Here is a 21,238-nt window from a genome sequence, read left to right as displayed (position 1 = left end):
GATACTTCCGAGGAGGTGTCGCCGGATTGGTCGCCCTCCTTCTCGCCATTGTCCTTCTCGTGCAATTCGGCCCGAACCTCGCATCCAAGGTCTTCGCGCAGACTACGGATGAGGTTTCCGGTGCCGATGCGCAAGGGAGCGCCGAGCAAGACATGGCCCAACCGGTCACGGTCGAAGTATCGCGTGCCGAGCTTCGCGATAGCGATAGGGCGCGCAGCCTGGCAGGCCGCGTGGAGCCCGCCCGGACCGTGGATATTGCCTTTCAGGTTTCGGGTCAGCTTTCCGACCTCGCGGTAGATGCTGGGACTCGGGTCGAGAAAGGCGATTTAATCGCCGCGCTCGACCCGGTCGATTTCGAATTGGCTCTGGACCGGGCACAGGCCTCTTTCGACCTCGCAAAATCCGAATACGATCGTGCGTTGAGTCTGACCGAGAGGGGGGTGGCGACCGACGCCCGACTTGAAACGAACCGCGCGCAGCTTGCCCAGGCAGAAGTCGCCCTCCGTGAAGCGAAGCGTCGTCTGGCTCAAGCCACGATCGCGGCGCCCTTCGAGGCCATTGTCGCGCGCATCTTTCTGGAGGAGTTTTCGAACGTCACCCCTGCGGCTCCGATTGCCAGGTTGCAGGACATCAGTGAAATGCGGGTGCGGATTTCGCTGCCCGAGGAACTCGCCGCGATCGCACGGGCCCAGCCCGATGCATTCAGGGTAACCGCCTCTTTCCCCGCTGTGCCGGGATATGACGCAACTCTGTATCTGCGGACATTCGTGACCGATGCAGACCCCACAGCCCAAACCTATGACTTCGAGCTTGCAATCGAGGGCGCCATCGACCCGAGATTGCTGCCCGGAATGACGGCGAATGTGCGCGTAGCCGCCGCCGCGGAGGGTGCGCAATCGCGGTTGGTAGTCGTCCCGGTCTCAGCGATCGACACGACGAGCCGGAGCGAGCCGTCCATCTGGCTGTATGACGAGGGGACCGGCCGGGTGTCCCGTAAGACGATCCGCCTGGGGCTGCCGAACGACGACGAAATCGTCGTGCTTGAGGGGCTCTCCGGAGACGAACTGGTTGTGTCCGGCGGGTGGTGGCGCCTGAAGGAAAACGAAACAGTCGCGGTTCGCGGCCTCTGAACGATCCTGGACCGGAAAACCGAAACCATGACAATGAGTATTTCCCGCGCAAGCATCCGACGTCCGGTCGCCGTTTGGCTGGCAATTATCTTTTGCCTTCTCGGCGGTTTGTGGGGGCTGAACACGGTCGGACGCCTCGAAGACCCGAGTTTCACGCTCAAGACGGCGCTCGTTTTCGTGCCCTATCCGGGCGCGACGGCGATGGAGGTGGAAGAGGAAGTCACCGATGTCGTGGAAAGCGCACTCCAACAGATGAAGCAGCTCGACCGGGTGGAATCGAAATCCATGCCGGGCATGGCCCAGATCACGGTCGAGATCGAGATGACCTATGGGCCCGACGAGATCCCACAGGTCTGGGACGAAATGCGCCGCCGCATCCGCGACATCGAAAGAGAGCTCCCCTCCGGTGCGCAGTCTCCGATCATCAATGACGATTTCGGCGACGTCTACGGCATGTTCTACGCTGTGACGGCCGATGGGTTGAGCGCCTCGGAACAGCGAGACCTCGCGACTAAACTGCGGCGCGGCTTTGTCACCGTCGACGGGGTGGCCAAGATCGAGGTTCAGGGGCTGGCTGAAGAGGAGATCATCATTTCGATCCCTTCGGCGCGCCTGACCGAACTGGGCCTGCCACCGGACCAGATCCTCGGTATCATCGCCGACGAAAACCAGGTTTTCTCCAACGGCGAGATCAGCGAAGGGCTGTCTCGGCTGGGCGTGTCCGTTCCGCCGGGTTATGTCAGCGTCGAGGGCATAGAGGCGCTGCGGCTCGGCGCCCCCGGAGAGGTCGGGCAGATTGCGCTCTACGACATCGCTCGCGTGGTCCGAGAGGAGACAGAGCGGCCGAGCCAGATCGTGCGTCACAATGGCACGCGGGCCTTCACCCTCGGGGTCTCGGCGCTCGTGGACCGCAACGTTGTCGAGGTCGGCAGATCGGTCGAGGCACGGCTGGACCAGCTGAAGACCGAATTGCCGGACGGCGTCGAGATCGTACCGATCTATGAACAGCATAAGGTCGTCGACGAAGCGGTCTCGAGCTTTCTCGTCGGCCTCGGTCAATCCGTGGCCATCGTCATCGGGGCGCTGATGCTGACCATGGGTTGGCGCGCGGGTTTGGTCGTGGGTGCCACCCTGGGCCTAACGGTGTTTTCCACGCTGTTTTTCATGTCTGTCTTCGGCATCGAGATGGAACGGATCAGTCTCGGGGCACTGATCATCGCCATGGGTATGCTGGTCGACAACGCCATCGTGATCGCCGAAGGCATGCTGATTGGCATGGCGCGGGGCAAGTCCGCCGAAGACGCCGCCGCCGATACCGAGACCGCGACATCGTTTCCTCTGCTTGGGGCCACCGTGATCGGGATCATGGCGTTCTCTGGAATTGGATTGTCGCCAGATGCCACCGGCGAATTTCTGTTCTCGCTGTTCGCGGTTATCGCGATTTCGTTGCTGATGAGCTGGATCCTCGCCGTAACCGTCACACCCTATCTCGGGAAGCTTCTTCTGAGGGCACCGAAAGACATTTCCAAGGATCCCTATGGCGGCCTCATCTATTCGGCCTATCGCGGTTTCCTCTGGATGGCGCTGCGCGCCCGCGTGCTCGTCGTCCTGACGATCGCCGGAATCACGGTCTGGTCGGTCATGGCCTTCGGCCAGGTCAAGCAGGCTTTTTTTCCGGCGTCGAACACACCGATATTCTACGTCGAATTCCAGATGCCGCAAGGCACGGACATTCGAGTCACGAATGAAGAAATCGCTCGGCTGGAGGCGATCATCTTAGGCGAGGAGATCGTGACAGACGTGACGACGCTTGTCGGGCGAGGGGCCAGCCGCTTCATGCTGACCTACAACCCTGAGCAGGCCGATGCGAGCTACGGTCAGCTGATCGTGCGTGCGACCGATGCCACACTCATCCCCGATGTTGCGGCGCGTCTCAATCGCGAACTGCCGGCGCAATTCTCCAATCCTCTTATCCGCGTCGAGGAGATCGTCTTCGGTCCTCCTGCCGGGGCCGATGTCGCCGTGCGATTTTCCGGACCCGATCCGGTGGTCCTTCGGCAGCTATCGGATAACGCGCTTGCGATCTTCGACGAGGCCGGCACGATCACAAACCCGCGCACAGACTGGCGGCAGCGCGAAATTCTCGTCGAACCCATCGTCGACGAGGCTCGCATGCGGTTGGCCGGTGCGACTCGCGCTTCGATCGCCGACACCGTGCAATACGGCACCTCGGGCTTGCGGGTCGGCACCCTGCGCGAAGGCGATGCCGAAATCCCGATGTATCTGCGGCTTCCCGAGGTCGAGCGCGACGGGCTGGATCGTTTGCGCGATCTCTCCGTCTGGTCGCCGGGTGCAAATGGCTATGTGCCGATGGCCAACCTCGTCTCCGGCTTTGAGCCCCGCCTCGTCGAGGCCCTTATCCACCGCCGCGACCGTGAGCGTACGATAACGGTCCTCGGCGGCGCAGGCGGCGACCTGACAGCAGATGAGGCCTTTCGCAGTGTCCGCTCTGATATCGAAGCCATTCGGCTTCCCGAAGGCTACACGATGGAATGGGGTGGCGAGTTCGAAAGCGCTGGAGAAGCGCAGGCAAGTCTCGGCAAACAGCTTCCCTTGGGCTTTCTGGTAATGCTGACAATTTCGATCCTGATGTTCAACAAAGTGCGCCAGCCACTGATCCTGTGGCTCGTGGTTCCGATGTCGGTCACGGGGATGGTTCTTGGTCTGCTGTTCACTGGGCTACCGTTCACGTTCACGGCGCTTCTCGGCTTCTTGTCCCTTTCCGGGATGCTGATGAAGAATGCCATTGTGCTGGTGGAAGAAATCGATCAGCAACGCGCCGAAGGTGTCGAGGACTATCAGGCGTTGATCGATGGCTCGGTCAGCCGTTTGAGGCCCGTCGCGCTGGCTGCGGGCACAACGATTTTCGGTATGATTCCGCTCATATCAGACGCCTTCTTCGCATCGATGGCTGTCACAGTCATGGGTGGCCTCGCGTTCGCCTCGATCCTGACACTGGTCGCGGTGCCGGTATTGTATGCGCTGTTCTTCTTGATCAAGCCGCCTAAACAAGAAACCGCTCCTTCAGGTTCCCCAGCGACAGCCTGAACGCAGATGCAGTTATAAGCGTTTCTCTGAGCGCCCTCGACCCGTCTTAAGGACGGTGTAGGCATGTTCCGTCGCCTCAAGCGCGCCTTCGAGAAAACCGCCGAATGTCGGAGCCACTTCGGTGCCGCCAAAGACGAGCGCTTCGTCCCACAGGCCTGAAAGAACGCACGGCAGGCCATAGTTCGGGTGGGCAAAAAAGACAGCGGAACTGCGGCTGGCAGCACGCCAGGCGCACTCCCGCTCCATGGTCTAGGCCTTCAAGGCATGGACCGAGGCCCAACTGCGACGCATTCCCGGCAAGGGCGATCTCGCGAAGGCCTTCCGCTATGGTCTCAGCTGCTGGCCGTCATTCGAGCTCTTCCTTGGAGATGGCCGCGTCGGCATCGACAACACCGCCGAGCGCGTCATGCGCCCGATCAGCGTCGGGCGAAAGAACTGGCTTTTTGCAGGCTCCGACAGCGGTGGCGAAACGCTGTCCTGGGCGATGTCCCTTGTCGAGACAGCCAAGATGAACGGCCTCTATCCGCCAGCCTGGCTGGCCGAAATCCTCGACCGCATCCACAATCACATGACCAACCCGCTCAACGAACCGCTTCCATGGAACAGGACGCCAATGATCTGATCCATGGTAACAACCGGGCGGTTACGTTTTCGGGGAGGTGATTACCTTTGAATCTTGAGGTCCGACTTCGCCTTTGCTAGGAATCGAACAATCATTAGAAAATTAGCAAAGTCGAAAGTGCAGATGTCTGGACCCCTTGATCAACTGAAGATTATAGAACTTGGTCACGTAATTGCCGGACCACTTGCGGCAGCTTTACTCTCGGATTTTGGTGCAGATGTCATCAAGATCGAAGCCCCCAACCGGACGGATATGATGCGCGACCTTGGACCCAAGGCAGAGGATGGGGTGGGCGTCTGGTGGAAGACTTTGGGCCGTAACAAGAAAACACTAGGTCTGGACTGGAAGTCCGACGAGGGCCGGGACATCCTGCGAAAGTTGGTCGAAGATGCCGACGTGCTGATCGAGAATTTCCGACCGGGTGTGCTGGAACGTGCCGGTGTTGGGCCAGACGTCTTGCACGATTGGAACCCGGACTTGGTTGTCTTGCGGGTTTCAGGTTACGGACAGGACGGTCCGATGCGCGACCTGCCAGCGTTTGGGCGTGCTGCGGAGGCCATGAGTGGATTAGCGCATCTGACCGGTTTTCCCGACGGGCCGCCGATGCACCCCGGCTTTCCGGCGGCTGACAGCACGACAGGGCTAATGGGCGCTTTGGGAATCATGATCGCGCTATTTGCTCGCGAAAAGGGGATAGCACGCGGTCAGGTCGTCGATATTGCAGTATTCGAGGCCCTGCTTCGGTTGATGGATTATCCTGTTCCCGCATTGACTGGCGCGAACCTCTCGCCGCGACGCAATGGGCTGCGCCAGCCGATGGACTTTGCTCCGGGGGGGATGTTCCGAACGTCCGATGGGGTGTGGCTGAGCGTTTCGGCAGGGAGCGCGGAAACCGCGCAGCGCCTGTTGCGGGCGGTCGGAGGCGATGCCCTCGCCGATGACCCGCGGTTCGCGACATTGGGCGAGATGTCGCGGCACATGACGGTGGTCTTTGACGCGATCAATGATTTCGTCACGCAGCACACGGCTAAGGAAGTGGAAGCGGTATTCGCCCGCCATGATGCGGTTGCCTCGCGTGTGTTGAGCGTCGAAGAGATCATGACGAACGAGCAGATACGCCATCGTGGGGACATCGTGTCGGTCGACGGCGAACAGACCCAGGTCATTGGTCCGGTCCCTCATCTCAGCGCGACGCCCGGTCAGCTTCGTTGGCTGGGACGACCGCCTAGCGCAGACAGCCAAAGCATTCTGCGTGATCTTGGTTTTAACGATAAGCGGATCGCTGCCCTATGTGAGGCTGGGCTCGTAAGATTGGAGGGAGGGCGCGCGCTATGACATTTCGATTGACCGCCGACCAACAAGAGATTCGCGACCAGATTCTGCGGATTTGCGCAGGGTTCGACGACGACTATTGGCTGGATCGGGATCGCAACGGTGGTTTTCCCCATGATCTGCACAGGGCAATGGCCGATGGCGGCTGGCTAGGTATCGCCATGCCAGAAGTTGTCGGCGGCGCGGGTCTGGGGATCACCGAGGCGACCATAATGATGCAGGCAATTGCCGAGTCGGGGGCCGGCGCAAGCGGAGCCTCGGCCATCCACATGAACATTTTCGGGCTCAACCCGGTGGTGAAGTTTGGGACCGATGAGCAGCGCGCGCGTATGCTTGGCCCTCTAATAGCAGGCGATGAAAAGGCCTGTTTCGCCGTAACCGAACCGACGATCGGGTTAGACACCACAAAGCTGAAGACCATGGCGGTGCGGCAGGGGGACAGATATGTCGTGCACGGACAAAAAGTCTGGATTTCTACCGCGCAGGTGGCGGACAAGATGTTGCTTCTGGCCAGAACAACGCGGCTAGAGGATGTGAGCAGCCCGACCGAAGGGCTGAGCCTGTTCTATACAGATCTCGACCGAAATTTCGTTGACGTGCGAGAGATCGAAAAGATGGGTCGAAAGGCTGTCGATTCGAACGAAGTCTTCATCGATGGATTGCCGATTCCGGCTGAGGACCTGATCGGGGAGGAGGGCAAAGGCTTTAGGCAAATTTTGCACGGGTTGAATCCCGAACGCATCCTGGTGGCCGGTGAATGCATCGGTATTGCGCGCAACGCACTGGCGCGAGCGGCGCATTATGCAAACGAACGTGTGATTTTTGACCGCCCGATCGGCCAAAATCAGGGGGTTCAGCATCCACTCGCCAAAGCCTGGGCGCGAGTGGAATCTGCCAATCTCATGGTGATGCACGCTGCAGCCCTCTACGATGCGGGAGAACCCTGCGGCGTCGAGGCGAACGCCGCCAAGCTTTTGGCCGCCGACGCCGCGGTCGAGGCGACCGAAGCCGCGCAAATTACGTTTGGCGGATTCGGATATGCTAAGGAATATCACGTGGAGCGACTGGTACGTGAAGCTCTGCTGTTCCGCATCGTACCGGTGACACCGCAGATGCTTCTGTCGTTCATAGCAGAAAAAGCCCTTGGACTTCCAAAGTCTTACTGATCGGAGATAACGGGCGGGGCTGGTGGGAAAAGTTGTCTTGACCAATTTTCTAACACTCGTTAGATTGCTGGCAACTGCCCCTAATGGGGAATGGGAGGAGGCGTCATGAATAAGACGCAGTTTGGGTCTTCGAGGGAGGACCTATCAAAACGTGCAACCGTTTACGCATGCGGTTTATTCACCGGCAAAACTGTTGTGGTGACCGGCGCTGGAGGCGGATTGGGGCTGGCAATTGCGACCCTGTTCGCGAGGCTCGGGGCCAATCTGGCGATCAATGGACGCAACGAAGAGAAACTGGCTTTGGCGAGGGAGTTCCTCGAAAGTTTCGGGGGTAAAGTCTTCGCTGTGCCTATGACCATCCGGGAGCCTGAGCAGGTCGAGGATTTTGTCGCCAAGACGAACCAGGAGTTCGGGGCGATTGACGTATTGGTGAACAATGCTGGGGGTCAGTTTCCGCAAGCAGCGTTGGAGTTTAGTCCAAAGGGCTGGAATGCGGTCATAGACACCAACCTGAACGGCACGTGGTGGATGATGCAATCCACGGCGCGCCACTGGGTTGCCAACAAGCAATCGGGCTCCATCGTCAACATCGTGGCCGATATCTGGCGCGGCATGCCCGGCATCGCGCATACCTGTGCGGCCCGGGCAGGGGTAGTTTACCTGTCCAAGTCGGTTGCGGTGGAGTCGGCCCCGCACGGTATCCGAGTGAACTGCGTGGCGCCGGGTTGCTGCGAAAGCAACGGTTTCGGGAACTACCCTCCGGAGGGTTCTGCGACCTTTCAGGACTCCAACCCGATGCGGCACGCCGGGGACGAATGGGATGTCGCTGAAGGGGTTGTCTATATGGCGGCGAATTCAGGGAAATTCGTAACCGGAGAAGTTCTGAACATCGACGGTGGGCAGCAATTGTGGGGGGATCCATGGCCAACGGGGCGGCCGGACTACTTCCGGATTACCTGATGTTGGCCATGAACCTTAGGGGGACAATGATATCTAGATGACGACAAGGATTAAAACAGCAATCGGAGCCGATGATGGGGCGATACTGGAGTGCAGCGGGGTCGAGCGACGGTTCGGCGGCATCGTCGCTGTCACCGGTGTGGACCTCGTCATTCGGCAGGGGGAAATCTTTGGACTTGTCGGCCCGAACGGCAGCGGCAAGACAACACTGACGAACGCAATTACCGGGTTCTACCCACCGAATGTGGGGACTGTCCGGTTGGCAGGAAAGGAAATCACGGGTACGGCACCTCACAAGGTTGCCAAGCTCGGCGTCGCCCGGACGTTCCAGAATCTTGCCTTGTTCAACGGGATGAGCGTTCTGGACAACATCCTGCTGGGGCGGCACATCCACATGAAACCGGGCGTTCTGCGCACCGCGCTTTACTGGTGGGCAGCACAGCGTGAAGAAATCGAAAACCGCAAGATCGTCGAAGAGGTGATCGAGTTTCTACAACTCGAGAGCATCCGGCATGAGTTGGTCGATGGCCTTCCGATCGGGTTGAAAAAACGGGTCGAGCTGGCGCGGGCATTGGTGGCCGAGCCACAGATGCTGATTCTCGATGAACCGATGGCCGGCATGAACCAGGAAGAGAAAGGGTATATGTCCCGTTTCATTCTGGATGCCCGTGCCGAACGCGGCGTCAGCGTTCTGCTGATCGAACACCATATGGATGTCATCACCGGCATTTGTGATCGGATGCTGGCCCTGAATTATGGTGAAATGATCGCAAGTGGCATCCCCAAGGAGGTTGTGAAGGACCCGCGGGTCATCGAGGCATATATCGGAGGGTCGCATGACTGATTTGACGAAGAAACAGTCTTCGGGCGGCGACACGATCGGCGCAATTCTGGCGCGGAACGCCTCGAAACACGGTTCGGAAATCGCGCTTCGCGAAAAAGAGCGTGGGATCTGGAAGGAAACCACATGGGCGGAATACGCCGAAGAGGTGCTGGCCTGCGCGGCCGGGCTTGAGAAAATCGGCGTAACACCGGGCAAGGCGGTGCTTATCCTGGGCGACAACCGGGCGCGGCTGTATGGCGGAATGCTGGCTATTTCGTTGCTGGGTGCCTATGCAATGCCTGCCTATCCCGGCGCGACGCTCGAAGAACTCCGGCACTTTCTTGGCGAAGTCGAAATCGTCGCGGCCATCGCCGAAGATCAGGAACAGGTTGACAAGATCCTGGAACTGAAGGACGCGGGCGCCGAGGGCATCGACCACATCATTTATGATGAAGCGCGCGGTCTTGGCTTCTACGAGGTTGAAGGGCTGTTGTCCTGGGATCACCTGATCGAAGTTGGTCAGCACGATCTGAACGAAACCCCGGGCCTGCGTGAGGAACTGCTTAGTCGTGCGAAGCCGGAAGATCCGGCCATTTTTCTGCACTCCTCCGGAACGACGGGCGCGCCGAAGGGCATCGTACTGAGTCAGAAGAACGTTCTTGCTGCTGCTCGGAATGGACATGCGGCGGGTGCCTTCGACGAAAATGAGGAGATCCTCGCGTACTTGCCGATGGCCTGGGTGGGAGACTACGCCATAACCGTTGCCGCGGCACTCCTTTGGCGTTTCACCGTGAATGTGCCTGAGCGCCAGGAAACGGTCGTGCGCGACATGCGCGAGATCGCTCCGACATTCTATCTGGCGGCGCCAAGAAGCTGGGACCAGATGCTGACGACAATCCAGGTTGGTATCGAAAATTCGACCCCTTTAAAGAAATGGCTGTACCATTTTTTCATGGATCGGGCCATCGCGGCGGAAACGCGCAAGCTGAATGGCAAAAGCGGCGGTGTTCTTGAGCCATTGGGCCGGCTTCTGGGCGAGGCGATTGTTTTCGGTCCGATCAAGGACCAGTTCGGGATGAGCCGCCTCAAGAATGCGTTCACCGGCGGTGAAGCGATCGGGGAAGACACCTTTGTGTTCTACCGCGCCCTGGGGATCAAGTTGCGTCAGCTCTACGGCCAGACCGAGAACAGCGCGATCAACGCGATTCAGGCTCCGGGCGAGGTCCGTCTTCATACGGTTGGCAAACCCGCGCCTGGCGTCGAGGTCAGCATTGCCGAAGACGGTGAGATCCTGGTGCGCTCGGACAGCGTGTTTGAAGGGTACTTCAACAAACCCGAAGCGACCGCCGAAGCCCTTGACGGCGGGTGGCTGCATACAGGTGATGCCGGCTATCTGGAGGACGACGGACACCTGGTTGTTCTGGGGCGTGTATCCGAGGTCATGCACACCGCCGACGGTGAACGTTACGTTCCAAACTACATCGAGAACCGGTTGAAATTCAGCCCGTATATCAAGGATGCGGCCGTGATTGGCGCCGGGCTGAAGGAACTGACGGCGATGGTCTGCGTGGATTTCGAGGCCGTGGGGCACTGGGCCGAAGTGAACGGCGTACCTTACGTGTCATATGCCGATCTTTCTCAGCGTGAAGAGGTCGCGACGTTGCTTCGCGAGGCCTTCCAACGGGTCAACAAGGCCGTCACCGAACCATTGCGCCTGCAACGCTTTGTCAGTCTGCCGAAAGAATTCGACCCGGACGATGGTGAAATCACGCGAACCCGAAAACTGCGGAGGAAGGTCGTTCAGGAACGCTATGCTGACGTGATCGCGGCGCTCTACGACGGTTCAAAAGAGGTCCATGTAAGCGCGCAGGTGACTTACGAGACCGGGGAAGTAGGGAAGGTCGAAAGAAGCCTTCCCATCAGGGAGGTATAAATGGACTGGGTCTTTCTATCAGAGCTTGCGATCAACGGAGCCTTGACGGGTCTGCTGTACTCGCTATTCGCCATCGGCCTCGTGCTGATTTACAAGGCATCTTCGGTGCCCAATCTGGCGCAGGGCGGGTTGACCATGGTCGGGGCCTATGTGGTCCTGGCGCTGGCACGCGACGTGGGTTTACCCTTGTGGCTGGCCATCCCTCTGGCTGCGGTTGTCATGTTCGGCCTTGGGTTCGGCATTGAGCGTGTTGCCCTGCGCCGTCTCGCAGGTCGGCCGGTTGTCATGATCTTGATGCTGACACTCGGCCTCGACATTTTTCTGCGGGGTACAACGCTTGCGATCTGGGGCGGGACGTCGCGTTCGATGGAACTGGGCGTCAGCTATGATCCGCTGTTCCTGGGCGACATCTTCATCAGCCGCATCCATCTGGTTGGTGCCGGTGTTGCGCTCGCCTTGTTTGTCGCATTCATGCTGTTTTTCCGAACCCGGACCGGGATCAAGTTGCGGGCGATCGCGGATGATTACATGGCTTCGTGGTCGGTCGGTATCGCGGTTGAGCGCGGCGTTGGGTTGTCCTGGGCATTGGCATCCGTTGTTGCCGTCGCCGCTGGCGTTATCTGGGGCGAGATTCAGGGTGTCGATCAGGCGCTGTCGCTGTTGCTTCTCAAAGGTCTGACGGTTGCCGTTCTCGGTGGTCTCGACAGTATCCTTGGCGCCGTGATCGCAGGCATCATCCTGGGCGTCGTCGAAAACGTTGGCGCTGATTTCCTCGATCCGCTTGTCGGAGGCGGAAGCCGTGAGCTTATCGTCGCTGCCGTGCTCATTCTTACCGTCATGATCCGTCCGCACGGGCTGTTCGGTCGTCACGACATCGAAAGGGTGTAAGGCATGTTTTACAGACTTTCTGGCGTCCATCACGCCAACTACGTTTCGGACAGCCGAATCTTCAAGGTGCCTGCTGACCGGAATCTGACAGCATTCATCTTCTTGATTGGCCTTGCCGCACCATTCATCATCCCGTCGCTTTATCTGAACAGCTACATGCTTCCTTGGCTGATCTGGACGGCCGCCGCGCTTGGATTGAATCTGGTGACAGGTTGGGCAGGCCAACTTCACTTGGGTTATGCTGCAGTCATGGCCGTCGGAGCGTATTCGTCGATCCATGCCGCGCGTTTCGGGGTGCCGTGGGAATTCGCCCTTATCATCGGCGGATTGACGTCATCCGTGATCGGCAGCCTGTTCGCTTTTGCCGCTTTGCGGGTCAAGGGCCTCTATCTCGCTCTCACTACTCTCGCTATGCAATTCGTGATGGACTGGGTTCTGACCCACTCTCCGGCGATCTCGGGGGGCTCACACGCGTCGCTCCAGTCACCGACATTGGCGCTGCTCGGGCAAGAGATTACCACTGATACTGGCTTCTACTATGTCGCCTTCGGCTGGTGTGTGTTGGTGACGATCTTCATGCTTAATCTAAAGCGGACTGGACTCGGTCGCGCCTTGGTCGCTGTCCGGGAAAAAGACTTTGCGGCCGCGATCCTGGGTGTGAACAGTTTCTACTACAAAATCCTCGCATTCGCGACTTCTTCGTTCATCGCAGGCGTCAGCGGTGCGTTGCTTGTTGCCACCTTTTTCTTTCTCGCCGCACCCGAGCAATTCTCGGTTGCCGTTTCGATCCAGGTTCTTGCGATGGTGATTGTTGGCGGCCTTGGCAGCATTATCGGTTCCTATTTCGGTGTTGCCCTGATCCTTCTTGTTCCGGGTATCGTGAACGGTCTCGTCGTCACGTTGAGTGACGGGCTTGGCACGCAGATCGATGTTGAAACACTCGCTCACATCCCGAACGCAGTCTATGGCGCACTGATCGTCATTATCCTTCTGATCGAACCACTCGGTTTGGGAAAACTCTACGGCAACATCAGAGACTATCTGATGGTCTGGCCCTTCGATCAGTTCAAGAAATAGGGGAATGCCGATGCAAGAAAAAGTTGAAGCCCAGAACATTCTGTCCATGAACAGTGTCGAGGTGCTGTACGACAATGTAATGCTGGCGATCAAAGGTGTTTCGGTTCAGGTTCCAAAGGGCGAGATGATCGCACTTTTGGGTTCTAACGGAGCGGGAAAAAGCACCACGTTGAAAGCGATCAGCGGTCTTTTGAAAGCCGAGCGCGGACGCATCAGCCGAGGTGAGATAACGTTCCAGGGAACGGACATTACCGAAGCGCTCGCGCAAAAACGCGTAGAGATGGGCATCTGTCATGTCATCGAAGGGCGGCGGGTCTTCGAACACCTGACCCCCGACGAGAACCTGACCGCCGCCGCGCCACGCGGAATGTCCCGATCAACGCTGAATGCGGAAAAGGAAAAGATCTACGGATATTTTCCGCGGCTTGCCGAACGCAAAAATTCGCAAGCAGGCTATTTGTCGGGTGGTGAGCAACAGATGCTTGCCATTGGGCGGGCCCTCGTGACCCAGCCGAGGCTGTTGATGCTTGATGAACCAAGTCTCGGGCTTGCTCCGTTCCTGGTCGAGGAAATCTTCGGCATCCTACAAAAGATCAATAAGGATGAGGGCCTGTCCGTCCTGCTGGTGGAACAGAACGCCTTGGCGGCTCTGGAAATCGTTTCGCAAGGGTACCTTATCGAAAACGGCCGCGTTGTTATGCACGGCACCGCCGAGGCGCTCAAATCTAACTCCGACATTCAGGAGTTCTATCTAGGCGGCGGAGAGACCGATTTTCACAACGTCAAACACTACAGCCGACGCAAACGTTGGTTGAGTTGAGGTACTAATCAGAAGCTGTTCAGGGAGGAACAAATGAAGAAACTTACCAAAGCGTTGGCCGTATTATCAATGTTCGGCGGAGCAATGTTTGGCACCCAGGCGCTGGCCGAGCCATTCAAGATCGGCATCTGCTACGATCTCAGCAAAGCCTATACCTTTGCCACGCCGCAGGTTTCGCAGGCCGCGATGGACCTTGCCAAGCTCATCAACATGAAGGGCGGCATCGGTGGGGAACCGGTCGAAGTCATCGTGCGTGACCACGGGAACGAACCGCAGCGCGGAATCGAGTGCTACTCGAAACTCAGCCGCGAGGGCGTCTTTGTTTTCGATACCCTGTCCACTCCGGTGTCTCTGGCTATCCTGCCGCGGGCCATGGAAGACGGGCGTATCCTGATGCAGTCTCTTGTCGGGCGCGGCGATGCCGTTGATGGCACCGTCTTCGATTGGGTCTATCCGATCGGGCCGACCTATTGGGGACAGGCCGCCAACGATGTCGCCTACATCAAGCAATTGAATGACGGCGATCTGTCAGATGTGAAGGTCGGGTTTGTTTACTTCGATTATCCCTTCGGGCAGGAGCCGATCGAGATCCTGGAAACCCTGTCCGAGAAAGAGGGTTTCGAGCTTGAACTGTACCCCGTGCCACTGCCTGGCAGCGACCAGGCCGGCGTGTGGTCCAAGGTGCGCCGCGACAAGCCCGATCATGTGATCGTCTGGATGCTGGGCGGTGCCCATGTGGTTGCCTCGAAAGAGATGAAGCGCAATCGCATTCCGATGGACAAATACATCTCGGTCAACTGGCTGAACGAAGTCGATATCGCCAACATCGGTAAAGAGGCCGCCAAAGGTATCAAGCGCGGGACCAATGTCGTGGGCGGTCAGGATATTGCCCTGTATCAGGAAATCATGGCCGAGCTTTATGACAAGGGCGAGGGATCCGGCCCGATCGAGAAGACGCAGGACGTTTTCTACAACACCGGGCTGGCCATGTATTCTATCATGTTCGAAGCCGCGCGCAAGGCGGCGGAAGCCGAGGGGCTGCCGATCACTCCGACATCCTACAAGGCCGGACTGGAGTCGCTTGAGGGCTATGACGCGAACGGGCTGATGGCCCCCATTACGGTGACGGCCGAAGATCATGGCGGCGGGGGCAAGACCCGTATCGAAATGTGGGACGGAGAGACTTGGGTGCCGCAAACCGACTGGATCTCTGAGTACACGGACGTTGTGTGGGGTGTGGTTAAAGAGAGTTCCGCGAAATACGAGCAGTGAATGACTGATTGCAGGAAGTGTGACGCTACGCGGGGCGGCAGTGGCGCTTACGAAACGGTATCACCGCCCTACACTAAACCAACGGGAGAGAGATAACATGAAAGTCAAACAGCACATTAAGGCAGTGGCCGTTGCTACTGCACTGGCAGCAAGCGCGACTGTTGCCTCAGCGCAGGACAAGGAGCCTATCCGCTTCGGACTCTGCTTCGACCTTAGTAAATCCTACACGTTCATTTCACCGCAGGTGGCCCAGGCCGCGCAGGACCTGGCGATGTACACCAACGAAAATGGCGGTATCGAAGGTCATCCGGTTGAAGTCATCATTCGCGATCACGGCAACGAACCGCAGCGCGGTGTGGAATGCTACGAGCAGCTCAAGCGCGAAGGCGTGTTCCTGTTCAACTTTCTGTCCACGCCGGTCACGAACGCGGTTTTGCCGCGTGCCATGAAGGACGGTAACGTACTGATGCAGTCTTTCGTTGGCCGCGGTGACGCGGTGGACGGCGAAGTGTTCGAATGGGTTTTCCCGGTCGGTCCGACGTACTGGCAGCAGGCGGCAAATGACGTTGCCTTCATCAAGGGTCAGATGGGCGGTGACTTGAGCAAGGCGAAGATCGGGTTCATCTATCTGGATTATCCCTTTGGCCAGGAACCGATCGAGATCCTGAAAACGCTTTCCGAAAAGGAAGGGTTCGAGTTGGAGCTGTATCCCGTACCGCTTCCCGGGTCGGATCAGGCCGGCGCATGGAGCAAAATCCGCCGCGACAAGCCTGACTACGTGATCAGCTGGCTGCTGGCGGGCGGGCATGTGGTCGCCTCGAAGGAAATGCGCCGCAACCGTTTCCCGATCGACCGATATCTGTCGGTGAACTGGCTGAACGAAGTCGATATCGCCAATATCGGCGCACAAGAGGCGAAAGGCATCCTGCGCGGGACCAACGTGGCCGGTGGCCAGGAAGTTCCGATCGTCAAGACGATGCTGGACACCTACTATGCCAATGGCAAGGGCAGCGGTCCCGAGAGCCTGGTGCGCGACGTGTACTACAACACGGGCATGGCGATCTACTCGGCCGGTTTCGAAGCCGCGCGGATCGCAATTACTGAAAACGGTTGGCCGATCACACCGGAAAGCATGAAGAATGCCTATGAATCGATCGAGAACTTCGATGGAAACGGCATCATGGCCCCGGTTACAGTGACCGACAAAGACCACGGTGGTGGCGGCAAGACCCGGGTCGAGCAGTGGAATGGCGAAACCTGGGTTCCGCTGACCGACTGGAGCGCCGACTATCTTGACGTTGTTTGGGATGTCATCAAGCACAGCTCCGCGACGTTCACCGTCGAATAAGACAGAGCTTCCCCGCGGCAGACATGTCGCGGGGAAGCTTTCCGCAGTTAGATTGTCCCGAGAAAGCGAAGCAGGTATCATGAGCCCCATTGACGTGAAGATCGAAGACGGAATTGCGACCGTCTGTATCAACCGGCCCGAACGTAAAAACGCGCTTTCCGTGGCGGCGACGAACGGGCTGACCGACGCTTGGGAGAAGATCGAGGCGGATGACAGCGTTCGTGTGGCCATTCTGACTTCTGCCGATTGCGGCGTTTTCAGCGCCGGACTGGATCTGAAGGAAGCCACACAAATCGCACGCGACGAGGGTGTCGATATTCTGACCAAGATGCGCGACCCGTTTCACGAGACCATGCGCGCCTGCAAGAAACCGATCATCGCGGCGATGACAGGGTCGCTGATGGCGGGCGGCATGATGCTGACCTTGAATTGCGATCTGCGGGTCGGTCTCAAGGGGACCAAGGTCGGTATCACCGAAGTAAAGATCGGTCGTGGATCGCCCTGGGCATCGCCGGCACTGTCCATGCTACCGCAGCCCATCCTTATGGAAATCGTTCTGACCGGCGACTTGATGCCGATCGAGCGCCTGCACGAATACGGGTTCACCAACTATATCGAAGACACTCCCGATGCTGTCCGCGCAAGGGCATTTGACCTTGCCAAACGCATTGCCAGCGCGGCCCCGCTGTCGGTTGTTGCCGCGAAAGGCGGCGTTCGCGCGACCATGGACCTGGGCTGTGCGGGTGGCCTGAAAGAGGGCAAGCGCCTTCACGAGGTGGTTTACGCCAGCAACGACGCGATTGAAGGCCCAAAGGCCTTTGCTGAAAAGCGAGCACCCGTCTGGACCGGGACCTGATGGAGACTTGAATGACTAAGCTTATTCGCCTGGACAGGGAAGGCCCTGTCGGAATCCTGCGTTTTCTTCAGCCGACAAAACGCAACCCTTACAGCATCGGGTTCGTCGAAGAACTGGTGGCGCTTCTGCGCGAAGCCGAACGGGACGCTAAGATCCGTGTCGTTGTTATGACCGGTGGCAATCATTTCAGCAGCGGCGGCGATCTTGTCGGGTTTCAGTCCGAGATCGCCAAAGGCGCGCGGGCGACGTCGGAAATGGTGGACCTGGTTCACGATGGCGGACGCGCGGCCTATCTGTTTCGCAAACCTCTGATTTCCGCGGTATGCGGCGTGGCTTTTGGCGCGGGCCTCAGCCTGGCCTTGTCGGCGGACATTGTCGTTGCCGCCGAAGATGCCCGGCTGTGCGAAGTATTTGCACGCGTCGGCGGTTGTCCCGACACGGGATCAAGCTGGCTGCTTCAGCAGCGCGCCGGTGCGGGCGTTGCCCGGATGCTTGTGCTCACGGGCCGTGAAATCGACGGGCGCACCGCCAGGGACCTGCGCGTTGTCGAAGAATGCGTGCCGGCCAACCAGGTCGAGGTACGGGCGCTGGAAATTGCCCGCGAGATTGCAACGCACCCGATGTTTGGCGTTCAGACCGCCAAGCGTGTGATGCGCGCCGCAGCCGAGTGCAGCTATCTCGAGGCGCTGGATATCGAGCGCGATGCCCAAAGCGTTTTGCTGTGCGCGCATGACTTTCCCGAGGCCATGAAAGCGTTTTCGGAAAAAAGAACTCCAGAATTCAAAGACCGTTAGCTCGGTTGAAACCTTATCGCAAAACTCAAGGAGACCACGCCAATGAAGGTACTCGTGCCTGTGAAACGCGTGATCGACTACAACGTGAAGGTTCGTGTCAAAGCGGACGGAAGCGGTGTCGATCTGGCCAACGTTAAAATGTCGATGAACCCCTTTGACGAAATCGCTGTCGAAGAAGCCATCCGCCTGAAGGAAGCCGGTAAGGCCGAGGAGGTCGTTGCGGTCTCGATCGGCGTGAAACAGGCCCAGGAAACCCTGCGCACCGCCCTGGCCATGGGTGCAGACCGCGCGATCTTGGTTGTCGCTGCCGATGACGTGCACACCGACATCGAACCCTTGGCCGTTGCCAAAATCCTCGCCAAGATCGTCGAGGAAGAGCGGCCCGGTCTGGTTCTGGCGGGCAAACAGGCCATTGACAACGACATGAACGCCACCGGCCAGATGCTGTCGGCCCTGCTGGGCTGGTCGCAGGGTACCTTTGCCTCGGAACTGGACATCGACGGTGACAGTGCCGTCGTGACCCGCGAAGTTGACGGCGGCCTGCAGACCATCAAGGTCAAGATGCCCGCGATCGTCACCGTGGACCTGCGCCTGAACGAGCCGCGCTATGCGTCGCTGCCCAACATCATGAAGGCCAAGAAAAAGCCGCTGGATGAGAAAACCGCCGATGATTACGGCGTTGATGCCACGCCGCGTCTGGAAATCGTCAAAACCTCCGAGCCCGCGGCACGCGCGGCCGGTATCATGGTCGGCTCGGTGGACGAGCTGGTCGCAAAACTCAAAGAAGCGGGGGCTGTATAATGGCTGTTCTTCTTCTCGCAGAAGTCTCCGATGGTGAACTGGCAATCGACGCAACCGCCAAGGCCGTGACCGCGGCCAAGGCCCTGGGCGATGTGACCGTTCTGTGCGCGGGCGCCTCTGCTGCTGCCGCAGGCGACGCCGCCGCCAAGATCGACGGCGTGACCAAGGTTCTGGTCGCCGAAGACGCATCGCTGGGTCACCGCCTGGCCGAACCGACCGCCGCGCTGATCGCATCGCTGGCCGGTGACTATGAACATATCGTCGCCCCGGCCACCACGGACGCCAAGAACGTCATGCCGCGCGTTGCCGCGCTGCTGGACGTGATGGTCCTGTCGGACGTGTCCGGCGTTATCGATGGCAAAACGTTCGAGCGCCCGATCTATGCCGGGAACGCGATTCAAACCGTCAAATCGTCGGATGCGAAAAAGGTCATCACCTTCCGCACCTCGACCTTTGATGCCGCTGGCGAAGGCGGGTCTGCCTCGGTCGAAAGCATCGGTGCCGGGGACAACCCCGGCCTGTCGGAATGGGTCGAAGACAAGGTCGCCGCATCGGATCGTCCCGAACTGACCTCGGCCGGTGTGGTCGTGTCCGGTGGGCGCGGCGTCGGCTCCGAAGAGAACTTTGCCCTGATCGAGAAACTGGCCGACAAGCTGGGCGCCGCCGTTGGCGCATCCCGCGCCGCCGTCGACTCGGGCTTTGCACCGAACGACTGGCAGGTTGGCCAGACCGGCAAGGTGGTCGCGCCTGACCTGTATATCGCCGTTGGCATCTCGGGTGCGATCCAACACCTGGCCGGCATGAAGGACAGCAAGATCATCGTCGCGATCAACAAGGACGAAGAAGCCCCGATCTTCCAGGTTGCCGATTACGGTCTGGTTGCCGACCTGTTCGACGCCGTGCCCGAACTGACCGACAGGCTGTAAGTCATTGCGAAAAAATTACAAAAAGGCCCGCCTGTTTTGGCGGGCCTTTTTGTACGAGCCGAATGGGCGGCGCGTGATTGGATAAATCCGGATGCGCACGGTCCGAAGCCTTGTGACGCCCCGTCAGAACGCCTCGGGTTCATTGCCAGGAAATAAAACGCTTGTTAGATTTCTTCAATGCAAGCATGAACCGATAGGAATAAAACATGTCTCTGATCAAGAACTCCCCGAGTTGGGCAGTGGATGAACACAAGATGTTCGCCGATAGTACACGCAGGCTCTTCGATGCAGAGATGGCTCCGAAGATTGAAAAATGGGCGGAGCAGGGAATTGTTGACCGCGACTTCTGGAAAACAGTCGGTCAGCAGGGTGTCATGGGTGGCTCGATTGCCGAAGAATATGGTGGGTTCGGTGGCGGCATCGGGTTCGACGCGATTACCGTCTACGAGCAGGGGCGCACCGGTGATACGGGTTGGGGCTATGGGATTCAGTCCATCGTAATCCATTATCTCAACGCATATGGCAGTGAGGAACAGAAGAAAAAGTGGTTGCCGAAACTGGTCAGCGGCGACAGCGTTGCGGCGATTGCCATGACCGAGCCTGGAACGGGCTCTGACCTCCAGAACGTACAAACCTATGCGGAAAAGGATGGCAACCACTACAAGATCAACGGTTCGAAGATCTTTATCACAAACGGGCACACGGCGGATCTCGTTGTTATCGTGGCAAAGACCGATCGCAACGCCGGCGCCAAGGGCGTTTCGTTGATCGTTCTGGAAACCGAGGGCGCCGAGGGCTTTCGCCGGGGACGGAACCTGAAGAAACTGGGTATGAAAGGTTCGGATACTGCTGAGCTGTTCTTCGAGGATGTGCGCGTGCCCACGGCGAACCTGCTTGGTCCGGAAGAGGGGCAGGGGTTCTACCAGCTGATGAAGCAGCTGCCTTGGGAGCGGCTGATGATCGGCATTACCGCGCTCGGTTTTATTGATTTTGCGATCGATGAAACGGTGAAATATGTTCAGGACCGCAAGGCATTTGGAAGCCGGATCATGGACTTCCAGAATACACGCTTCAAACTGGCGGAATGCAAAACCAAGGCCGAATTGCTACGTTCCTTCGTAAATGACGGGCTCGCGCGTCTTGAAGCGGGCGAACTTGATGCGGCCACGGCTTCGATGGCGAAATGGTGGGGCAGCCAGACGCAGAACGAGGTCATGCATGAATGCCTGCAACTGCACGGCGGTTACGGTTTCATGATGGAATACCCCATCGCGCGACTTTATGCCGACAGCAGGGTCCAGATGATCTATGGCGGCACCAACGAGATCATGAAGGAACTGATCGCACGCTCGATGGATGTTTGATCCGTCCGGTGCCGGGTG

The 21,238-nt window shown here is 58.8% G+C and carries 17 protein-coding genes and 1 pseudogene; all 18 read left to right on the top strand.

Translation table 11 applies throughout. From position 1 onward, the window contains the following. Window positions 1–26 precede the first annotated feature (26 nt). The 18 genes and pseudogenes from GLS40_RS15830 to GLS40_RS15745 all read left to right on the top strand — a co-directional run bounded on the left by GLS40_RS15830 (window position 27) and on the right by GLS40_RS15745 (window position 21,220). The gene (locus GLS40_RS15830) at window positions 27–1,130 is read left to right on the top strand and encodes an efflux RND transporter periplasmic adaptor subunit (RefSeq protein WP_229737778.1); all 1,104 of its coding nucleotides are present in this window, start codon (window positions 27–29) and stop codon (window positions 1,128–1,130) included. A gap of 27 nt (window positions 1,131–1,157) precedes the next feature. After that, window positions 1,158–4,238 carry an efflux RND transporter permease subunit gene (locus GLS40_RS15825; protein ID WP_081979666.1) on the top strand — a complete coding sequence of 1,027 codons (3,081 nt, stop codon included), beginning with the start codon at window positions 1,158–1,160 and terminating at the stop codon, window positions 4,236–4,238. Between the two features lie 202 nt (window positions 4,239–4,440). Further along, window positions 4,441–4,860, top strand: a pseudogene (locus GLS40_RS18040) (IS66 family transposase); the annotation flags it as partial. Between the two features lie 123 nt (window positions 4,861–4,983). Next, window positions 4,984–6,195 (top strand): CaiB/BaiF CoA transferase family protein, encoded by a 1,212-nt coding sequence (locus GLS40_RS15815; protein ID WP_043753109.1) that lies wholly within the window; start codon window positions 4,984–4,986, stop codon window positions 6,193–6,195. Further along, window positions 6,192–7,358 carry an acyl-CoA dehydrogenase family protein gene (locus tag GLS40_RS15810; protein ID WP_043753107.1) on the top strand — a complete coding sequence of 389 codons (1,167 nt, stop codon included), beginning with the start codon at window positions 6,192–6,194 and terminating at the stop codon, window positions 7,356–7,358. Before GLS40_RS15815 ends, GLS40_RS15810 begins: the two co-directional genes overlap by 4 nt. Before the next feature lie 105 nt (window positions 7,359–7,463). Continuing rightward, window positions 7,464–8,318, top strand: coding sequence for an SDR family oxidoreductase (locus tag GLS40_RS15805; RefSeq protein WP_160383643.1), 855 nt, complete (start codon window positions 7,464–7,466; stop codon window positions 8,316–8,318). Window positions 8,319–8,355: 37 nt separating this feature from the next. Further along, a complete protein-coding gene (locus GLS40_RS15800; protein WP_043753103.1) occupies window positions 8,356–9,162 on the top strand; it encodes an ABC transporter ATP-binding protein in 807 nt (268 codons plus the stop codon). Continuing rightward, entirely contained in the window at window positions 9,155–11,074 is a 1,920-nt protein-coding gene (locus tag GLS40_RS15795; protein WP_048534188.1) for an AMP-dependent synthetase/ligase, read from the top strand. The genes GLS40_RS15800 and GLS40_RS15795 overlap by 8 nt, the downstream gene beginning before the upstream one ends. Next, window positions 11,075–11,962: a branched-chain amino acid ABC transporter permease gene (locus tag GLS40_RS15790; protein WP_043753101.1), complete on the top strand. Its 888-nt coding sequence runs from the start codon at window positions 11,075–11,077 to the stop codon at window positions 11,960–11,962. A gap of 3 nt (window positions 11,963–11,965) precedes the next feature. Then, on the top strand, window positions 11,966–13,039 hold the full coding sequence (locus GLS40_RS15785) for a branched-chain amino acid ABC transporter permease (RefSeq protein ID WP_048534186.1): 1,074 nt from the start codon (window positions 11,966–11,968) through the stop codon (window positions 13,037–13,039). Window positions 13,040–13,049: 10 nt separating this feature from the next. Beyond that, complete coding sequence (locus GLS40_RS15780) at window positions 13,050–13,859, top strand: ABC transporter ATP-binding protein (RefSeq protein WP_160383647.1); 810 nt, start codon at window positions 13,050–13,052, stop codon at window positions 13,857–13,859. A 33-nt stretch (window positions 13,860–13,892) separates the two neighbouring features. Then, entirely contained in the window at window positions 13,893–15,131 is a 1,239-nt protein-coding gene (locus tag GLS40_RS15775) for an ABC transporter substrate-binding protein (RefSeq protein ID WP_043753096.1), read from the top strand. A 97-nt stretch (window positions 15,132–15,228) separates the two neighbouring features. Beyond that, entirely contained in the window at window positions 15,229–16,479 is a 1,251-nt protein-coding gene (locus GLS40_RS15770) for an ABC transporter substrate-binding protein (RefSeq protein WP_043753095.1), read from the top strand. 79 nt (window positions 16,480–16,558) lie between these two features. Continuing rightward, the gene (locus tag GLS40_RS15765) at window positions 16,559–17,335 is read left to right on the top strand and encodes an enoyl-CoA hydratase/isomerase family protein (RefSeq protein WP_028284927.1); all 777 of its coding nucleotides are present in this window, start codon (window positions 16,559–16,561) and stop codon (window positions 17,333–17,335) included. Window positions 17,336–17,346: 11 nt separating this feature from the next. Further along, the gene (locus GLS40_RS15760) at window positions 17,347–18,129 is read left to right on the top strand and encodes an enoyl-CoA hydratase/isomerase family protein (protein ID WP_160383642.1); all 783 of its coding nucleotides are present in this window, start codon (window positions 17,347–17,349) and stop codon (window positions 18,127–18,129) included. Window positions 18,130–18,171: 42 nt separating this feature from the next. Continuing rightward, window positions 18,172–18,930: an electron transfer flavoprotein subunit beta/FixA family protein gene (locus tag GLS40_RS15755; protein ID WP_043753092.1), complete on the top strand. Its 759-nt coding sequence runs from the start codon at window positions 18,172–18,174 to the stop codon at window positions 18,928–18,930. Then, a complete protein-coding gene (locus GLS40_RS15750) occupies window positions 18,930–19,856 on the top strand; it encodes an electron transfer flavoprotein subunit alpha/FixB family protein (protein WP_048534184.1) in 927 nt (308 codons plus the stop codon). The genes GLS40_RS15755 and GLS40_RS15750 overlap by 1 nt, the downstream gene beginning before the upstream one ends. 206 nt (window positions 19,857–20,062) lie before the next feature. After that, window positions 20,063–21,220 (top strand): acyl-CoA dehydrogenase family protein, encoded by a 1,158-nt coding sequence (locus tag GLS40_RS15745; RefSeq protein ID WP_081979662.1) that lies wholly within the window; start codon window positions 20,063–20,065, stop codon window positions 21,218–21,220. Window positions 21,221–21,238 lie beyond the last annotated feature (18 nt).

The organism is Pseudooceanicola pacificus, assembly GCF_009789075.1.
Lineage (GTDB): Bacteria > Pseudomonadota > Alphaproteobacteria > Rhodobacterales > Rhodobacteraceae > Pseudooceanicola > Pseudooceanicola pacificus.
This window is presented reverse-complemented; position numbering and strand designations above follow the sequence as displayed.

Excerpts from the sequence above, each read along its gene's own strand:
- GLS40_RS15775 (WP_043753096.1), top strand. The coding sequence starts at position 13,893 with ATGAAGAAACTTACCAAAGCGTTGGCCGTATTATCAATGTTCGGCGGA.
- GLS40_RS15815 (WP_043753109.1), top strand. The coding sequence starts at position 4,984 with ATGTCTGGACCCCTTGATCAACTGAAGATTATAGAACTTGGTCACGTA.
- GLS40_RS15785 (WP_048534186.1), top strand. The coding sequence starts at position 11,966 with ATGTTTTACAGACTTTCTGGCGTCCATCACGCCAACTACGTTTCGGAC.
- GLS40_RS15755 (WP_043753092.1), top strand. The coding sequence starts at position 18,172 with ATGAAGGTACTCGTGCCTGTGAAACGCGTGATCGACTACAACGTGAAG.
- GLS40_RS15770 (WP_043753095.1), top strand. The coding sequence starts at position 15,229 with ATGAAAGTCAAACAGCACATTAAGGCAGTGGCCGTTGCTACTGCACTG.
- GLS40_RS15825 (WP_081979666.1), top strand. The coding sequence starts at position 1,158 with ATGACAATGAGTATTTCCCGCGCAAGCATCCGACGTCCGGTCGCCGTT.
- GLS40_RS15780 (WP_160383647.1), top strand. The coding sequence starts at position 13,050 with ATGCAAGAAAAAGTTGAAGCCCAGAACATTCTGTCCATGAACAGTGTC.
- GLS40_RS15750 (WP_048534184.1), top strand. The coding sequence starts at position 18,930 with ATGGCTGTTCTTCTTCTCGCAGAAGTCTCCGATGGTGAACTGGCAATC.
- GLS40_RS15805 (WP_160383643.1), top strand. The coding sequence starts at position 7,464 with ATGAATAAGACGCAGTTTGGGTCTTCGAGGGAGGACCTATCAAAACGT.
- GLS40_RS15745 (WP_081979662.1), top strand. The coding sequence starts at position 20,063 with ATGTCTCTGATCAAGAACTCCCCGAGTTGGGCAGTGGATGAACACAAG.
- GLS40_RS15800 (WP_043753103.1), top strand. The coding sequence starts at position 8,356 with ATGACGACAAGGATTAAAACAGCAATCGGAGCCGATGATGGGGCGATA.
- GLS40_RS15765 (WP_028284927.1), top strand. The coding sequence starts at position 16,559 with ATGAGCCCCATTGACGTGAAGATCGAAGACGGAATTGCGACCGTCTGT.
- GLS40_RS15810 (WP_043753107.1), top strand. The coding sequence starts at position 6,192 with ATGACATTTCGATTGACCGCCGACCAACAAGAGATTCGCGACCAGATT.
- GLS40_RS15760 (WP_160383642.1), top strand. The coding sequence starts at position 17,347 with ATGACTAAGCTTATTCGCCTGGACAGGGAAGGCCCTGTCGGAATCCTG.
- GLS40_RS15795 (WP_048534188.1), top strand. The coding sequence starts at position 9,155 with ATGACTGATTTGACGAAGAAACAGTCTTCGGGCGGCGACACGATCGGC.
- GLS40_RS15790 (WP_043753101.1), top strand. The coding sequence starts at position 11,075 with ATGGACTGGGTCTTTCTATCAGAGCTTGCGATCAACGGAGCCTTGACG.